The organism is Terriglobales bacterium (genome assembly GCA_035454605.1).
Lineage (GTDB): Bacteria > Acidobacteriota > Terriglobia > Terriglobales > Acidobacteriaceae > DATMAB01.
This window is the reverse complement of sequence record DATIGQ010000031.1, coordinates 1-5,641: the sequence shown is the minus strand read 5'-3', so window position 1 is coordinate 5,641 and position 5,641 is coordinate 1. Positions and strand designations below refer to the sequence as shown.

The 5,641-nt window shown below is 62.1% G+C and carries 5 protein-coding genes; 3 read left to right on the top strand and 2 right to left on the bottom strand.

All coding sequences use genetic code 11. The features are described 5' to 3' along the window. The coding region (locus tag VLE48_02240) for a chromate transporter (protein ID HSA91804.1) at window positions 1-219 on the top strand (219 nt) is incomplete at its 5' end. An 83-nt stretch (window positions 220-302) separates the two neighbouring features. Further along, complete coding sequence (locus tag VLE48_02235) at window positions 303-1,808, top strand: M20/M25/M40 family metallo-hydrolase (GenBank protein HSA91803.1); 1,506 nt, start codon at window positions 303-305, stop codon at window positions 1,806-1,808. Between the two features lie 39 nt (window positions 1,809-1,847). Here VLE48_02235 and VLE48_02230 read toward each other — a convergent pair whose 3' ends face one another. Further along, window positions 1,848-3,116 carry a Glu/Leu/Phe/Val dehydrogenase gene (locus VLE48_02230; protein HSA91802.1) on the bottom strand — a complete coding sequence of 423 codons (1,269 nt, stop codon included), beginning with the start codon at window positions 3,114-3,116 and terminating at the stop codon, window positions 1,848-1,850. 469 nt (window positions 3,117-3,585) lie between these two features. Here VLE48_02230 and VLE48_02225 point away from each other — a divergent pair, with 469 nt between their 5' ends. Then, window positions 3,586-4,062: a DUF4265 domain-containing protein gene (locus VLE48_02225; protein ID HSA91801.1), complete on the top strand. Its 477-nt coding sequence runs from the start codon at window positions 3,586-3,588 to the stop codon at window positions 4,060-4,062. 586 nt (window positions 4,063-4,648) lie between these two features. On the opposite strand, the gene VLE48_02220 is transcribed toward VLE48_02225, so the two are convergent. Further along, window positions 4,649-5,641, bottom strand: a 993-nt coding sequence (locus VLE48_02220) for an RHS repeat-associated core domain-containing protein (GenBank protein HSA91800.1), incomplete at its 5' end; no start/stop codon positions are given.

Genomic DNA, 5,641 nt, shown 5'->3' with positions numbered 1-5,641 from the left:
AATCCTGCTCTGCACGACCTCCTCGATGGCGTCACCGCCGGCGTCGTAGGGTTGATTGCGGCCACCACGTTGGATCTGGCGCACAGCGCGCTCACCTCGCCTGCTTCGCTCGCTATCTTCGCCGTTGCACTTCTTGCGCTCATCCTGTGGCGCGCCGGGTATGCCGTGGCCGTAGTGATGCTGGCGGCGGCGTTAGCCGGATGGCTCTGGCTCAGATAAGCCGCCGGGAGACTCTGCGCCAATCGCCGCCGTGTAGAATCGAAGATTCTGCAGCCGCGAGGATTCCACAAGACGAGGCAACAATGCATCGGAAGACCCTTTCCCTGACTCTTGCAGTGCTCACCGCGGCCGCATTCGCCGCCGGTCCCGCCGCTCCCTCTGAGGACGGCACGCTGCCCAAGCTCACCGCCATTGCCGGGCAGGGCATGATGAGCCGCGGCGCTTACACCGACCTGCAAGAGCTCAGTGACGACGTAGGGGGCCGCGTCACCGGCACGCCGGAGGACAAGAAAGCCATCGAGTGGGGCCTGGCCAAGATGAAGGCCATCGGCCTCGAGAACGTGCATGCCGAGCCGTACCAGTTCTCGCCGGGCTGGTCGCGCATCTCTGCTTCTGCCGAGATGGTTTCTCCGCAACGCCGGCGGCTGCAAGTGGACTCGCTCGGCTGGGTGGGCTCGACGCCCACGGGCGGAGTGGAAGCCGACGTGGTGCTGCTGAACACCAACCGTCTCGACGACGAGATGCGCAACAACGCCGCCCAGTGGAAAGGCAAAATTCTGCTCTCGGTGAAGCGCGGCGAGGCTCCCACGGAGCCGCAGTCCGGCAAGTTCGGTCAGTTCCTGCGCGCGGCGCACAAAGCCGGAGCCGTCGCCGTCATCGGTGGGCAGAGTGGCGCGGAAGCCGCCGGGCTGCGGCTCACGCACACCGGCGCCCTCGGCTATGGCGAATTCTTCGACTTGCCCACCGTCAGCATGATCGCTGAGGACTCCAAACAATTGGAGCGCTACCTGGACGCCGGCAAGACGGTGCGCCTGAAGCTCGACGTGCAGAACCGCGTGACCGCGGGGCCGGTGCAATCGGCCAACGTGGTGGGCGAGATCCGCGGCGCGGAGTTTCCCGAACAGATCATCGTGGTCGGCGGCCACCTGGATTCGTGGGACCTGGCGCAAGGCACAACCGACGACGGCGTGGGCGTCGTGACCACGCTGGGCGCGGCGCGCGCCATCCTGGCGGCAGGCCAGCGCCCGCGGCGCACCATCCGCTTCGTGCTGTTCACCGGCGAAGAGCAGGGCCTGCTGGGCTCCTTCGCCTACGTCAAACAGCACGAGAAGGAAATGGCGAACCACGTCGCCGCCATCGTCCTGGATAACGGCCAGGGTCCGGTGGCCACGCTGCAGCTTGGCGGACGCAAGGACGTCATGCCGGCGGTCGAGAAATTCACCGGCGCCCTCTCCGGCCTGAGCGCCCTCAAGATCGACGACAAGCCCACCTTCGGCACCGATACGGGCCCGTTCACCTTCGCCGGCATTCCTGCCATCAACCTGAACCAGGACTCGCCCGAGTACAAGTTCACCCATCACTCCGCCGCCGACACCTTTGACAAGGTGCAGCCGGACATCCTGGCCCGGAACACCACCGTGAAGGCGCTGCTGGCGTTCTGGATCGCCGACCGCCCCGAGCGCCTGGCCACTCCCTGGACCCGCGAGCAGGTAGCAAGAATGCTCATCGAGAAAAAGATGGACAAGCAGCTCAAAGGCTACGGCATCTGGCCCTTCGGGGATGCGGGAACCGGCGACAAGAAACAGTAACGAGTTTCGAGTTGCCGCCTGCGAGGACCGAGTTAGTTCCTAGGCGTAAATGCCTCTCTGCTTGATGGTGAACGCTACCCGGTCGATGGCCAGCATATACGCGGCGATGCGGTTGTTCACGCTGTGGGTCTCGGCGTAGCGCACCACGTCCTCGAACGACGAGCGCATGATGTGCTCCAGTTGCTCGTTGACCACCGATTCTTTCCAGAAGTAGCCCTGGCGGTCCTGCACCCACTCGAAGTAGCTCACGGTGACGCCGCCGGCGTTGGCCAGGATGTCGGGCATGACGAATACGCCCTTTTCCTGCAGGATCTCGTCGGCGGCGGCGGTGGTGGGGCCGTTGGCGCCCTCGACCAGGATGCGCGCCTTGATCTGGGCGGCGTTCTGCGAGGTAATGACGTTCTCCGTGGCCGCGGGCACGAGCACGTCGCACTCCATCAGCAGGAACTCACCCGGGTCCACGCGCTGGGCCTCGGGATAGCTGAGCAGCGAGCCTTCGCGCATGCGGTGCTCCATGAGGGCGTCGATATCGATGCCTTTGGGGTTGTAGAGCGCGCCGCCGATCTCGGAAATGCCCACGATGCGGTAGCCCTGGTCAAACATGAGCTTGGCGGCGTTCGAGCCCACGTTGCCGAAGCCCTGGATGATGACCCGGGTCTCTTCGCGGTTCATCTCCAGCTTCTTGAGGGCTTCGTCGGTGACCATCAGGATGCCGCGGCCGGTGGCTTCGCGGCGGCCGCGCGAGCCGCCCAGGTCGAGCGGTTTGCCCGTCACTACCGCCGTCACCGTGTGGCGCATGTGCATGGAGTAGGTATCCATGATCCAGGCCATGGTCTGCTCGTTGGTGCCCATGTCCGGCGCGGGGACGTCCTTCTCCGGGCCCAGGAACTCCACCAGCTCGGCGGTGTAGCGCCGCGTGATCTTCTCCAGCTCGATCTGCGAAAGCCGGCGCGGGTCGCAGATGACGCCGCCCTTGGCGCCGCCGAAGGGAATGTTGACCACCGCGCACTTCCAGGTCATCCAGCTGGCCAGGGCGCGCACTTCGTCGAGGGTGACGTCGGGGCTGTAGCGGATGCCGCCTTTGGCCGGGCCGCGCGCGATGGAGTGCTGCACCCGGAAGCCGGTGAAGACTTCCAGTTGGCCGTTGTCCATCAGCACCGGGATGTGCAGGATGATCTCGCGGTTGGGCTGGCGCAACACCTTCCACAAGCCTTCATCCAGGTTGAGCTTCTGCGCGGCCAGGTCGAAACGGGCCGCCTGCGCCTCCCACGGGTTGATTTCCTGCTCGAGCGAAATGGTCTTCATCATGGCTGGCTCCCATACCGGCTGGGGATGGGAAGTATACGAAAGGCAGTGGCCAGGGAACCAGTACCCAGTTGTTAGCAAACCAGTCGCCAGTACCTAGTACCGAGTAGCTATCCAGTAGCGAGGGCCGAGTTGCCGGTCGGAAAGTCCCAGCGGCAGAACGGGCCCGAAGTTCAGGGCTGGGATCTGGTGGGTACCCCCTCCCCCTATTTTGCGCAAATTCGCCCAGGGAAAAGGGTTAGGCGATGGCGAGCCGCCAAAATATTGATGTCAAAGAGCTTAGAGGCAGATTCGTCTTAACAAAATACTTATCATTCAGATAAGCAACACTTATATGTTATATCAATATAGTGAGGGGCAAGAGGAAAAAACGCGGACGATGCAGAGATTCCGCCCATAGTTCGGCGGAGCGCGCGGTAAGCTGTTTGTCCGACCGCGGTCAGCCCGGTCCTTTTGGCAGGCTCGTCACTTCATGGAGCACATTACTCTCCCCGTACTGTCCGACGACGGACGGCGTGCCACGCGGGAAGTACTGGAGGTCGATCCTCTGGCCGCGAAGCGGTATCGGCTGCTGCACTCGCCCGCATTCGTCGATGGGCTGGCGGCTGGGGACATCATCGAGCTCGACGAGTCTGTGGCGTGCGGCTTTCGGGTGGTAGCACGCGCCGGGAATCTGGCAGTGATAGTGGCTTTCGAGGAAAACGAGGACGTCTCGTCCGCCCAAGCTCTGCGTCTGAAGGAAAGAATGGAAGCCATCGGCGGCGCGTCGGACGGTGGGCCCCCGCGGATGCTGGTCTTTACGGTCCCGGTCAGCGCAGGGTTTCAGGCCGTCGAGAGGTTGCTGGCCGAGTTCCTGCGCGAGGCGCCAGGGACGAGTTGGTGGTATGGCAATGTGTACGAAGTTGGCGATCCGACGCGACCCCTCAATTGGTGGAAAGCGGCCGAATGAACCGGGCCGACGGGGTGGGGTAGCACGCTTGTGCAGTCTGTTCCGAAGGTGGAACGACGCTTTGTTCACGCCCACCCTTCGCTGGCGCGAAGGGGTGGGGCACCTTCAGGGGTGCCGGTGCAGAAGTGTGGGCCACCCCGCCCGTGAACTGAGCGTCTAGGTCACCGCGTGGCCTTCGACCTTGGCCCCCGCCGATTAGGCTTCCGTCCTTCTACAACGTGGTCCTCCTGACAAAGCCTGTTGTAAACATTGTGCAGCTCATCTGCATTCGGAGGATTGAGGAGTATGCGTTGCTTCCCTTTGACGTAGTACAGCTCCAGATCACCCTTGTCGGCTGAGTACTCGAAAACCCTTTCACCGTCCAAGATCGCGAAAAGTCCGAAGATCGCGTGCTCGGCAGCTTCACGGATGACTTCTGACACAGCAGCTCGGTCACGATCCGATAGGCTCGTGAACCACCTAGTCAGCCCTACGTCCGAATCGTTGGGAACTCTGCCCGGAGGGCTATTTAAGGCCGAAAGAACGCTTCGTACTGCGGAGTCGCTCGTCTGCACCTTTATGTTCTTAACAAATTCATCTCTAGTTATCATTTTTGCCGCGGAGCCTTCTTCGGAGGTTTTGTTTCGGGATATTTCTTCTCTATCAGCTTTCTCAGTTTCTCAATGGCCCTTGCCGGAGTCTTGGTCTTTGTCCTCAAGTCACTCAAGTCTTTCTTCACTTGATCCTGAGGCTTGAGTCTCGGCTCACCCTTCTCGACGGGTATGTTCTTGTGTTCACCTTCTGGTAGAGCGATTGCTGATCCTGTTTTTCTATCATAGCCTTCTATGGTCTGTTCCGCCGGGTGGGCTTGGGGAACCTTATGAATGTCAAGTCCATCTCCTGGAACTGACCGCCCTTTGAGGTCGTCGTGTTCGCCGACGTCGTGCGGCTTTACCTTGTCCCTAAGATAGGAGATGGTTTGGTCGGCCGCCTCGCCGAACCTCCGAAGTACCTCTTGTCCCGCTGGAGTTGTTAGGACCGCGGTCGTTACCGCGACAGTGCCTGTCACGATTACGAGCGCTTCCGCCGTACATAAATCCCAAACACAATGTCCATTCGGATCCGTGTAGCGCAGCGGATTGTTGTAGGTGTAGGCGTACTTGTTCAGCGACTGGGGGTTGGTGATGTCGGCGCAGGGGAGGGGAAAGTCGGGCAGGGGGTCGTTGGCGCTGAAGGCGTCCACCGGGCCACCCGCGAACTCGTCCGGCTGCAGGAACCTTCCCAGGCTGGACGAGTAGTGGCGGGCGATGAAGTAGTCGAGGTTCGACTCCGGGTCGCGTTCTTTGCCGGTGAACTTGTACTTGCTGCCCGAGGAGTAGAAGCTGCGCAAGCCCCCGAAGGGGTAGAAGTCCAGGTCCTCGACGTAGGAGCCGGTCGAGGTCAACACCACGCGCGAGGAGCCCAGGTGGTCGGCGAAGTAGTAGTGAATGTCGCCTGAGGCCAGCCGCCGCGCCACCCGACGGCCGTTGAGATAGACGTACTCATCGGTCATGACCCCGGCGGCATCGCTTTCCGCCAGCATCTCTCCGCCCTGCCCGTA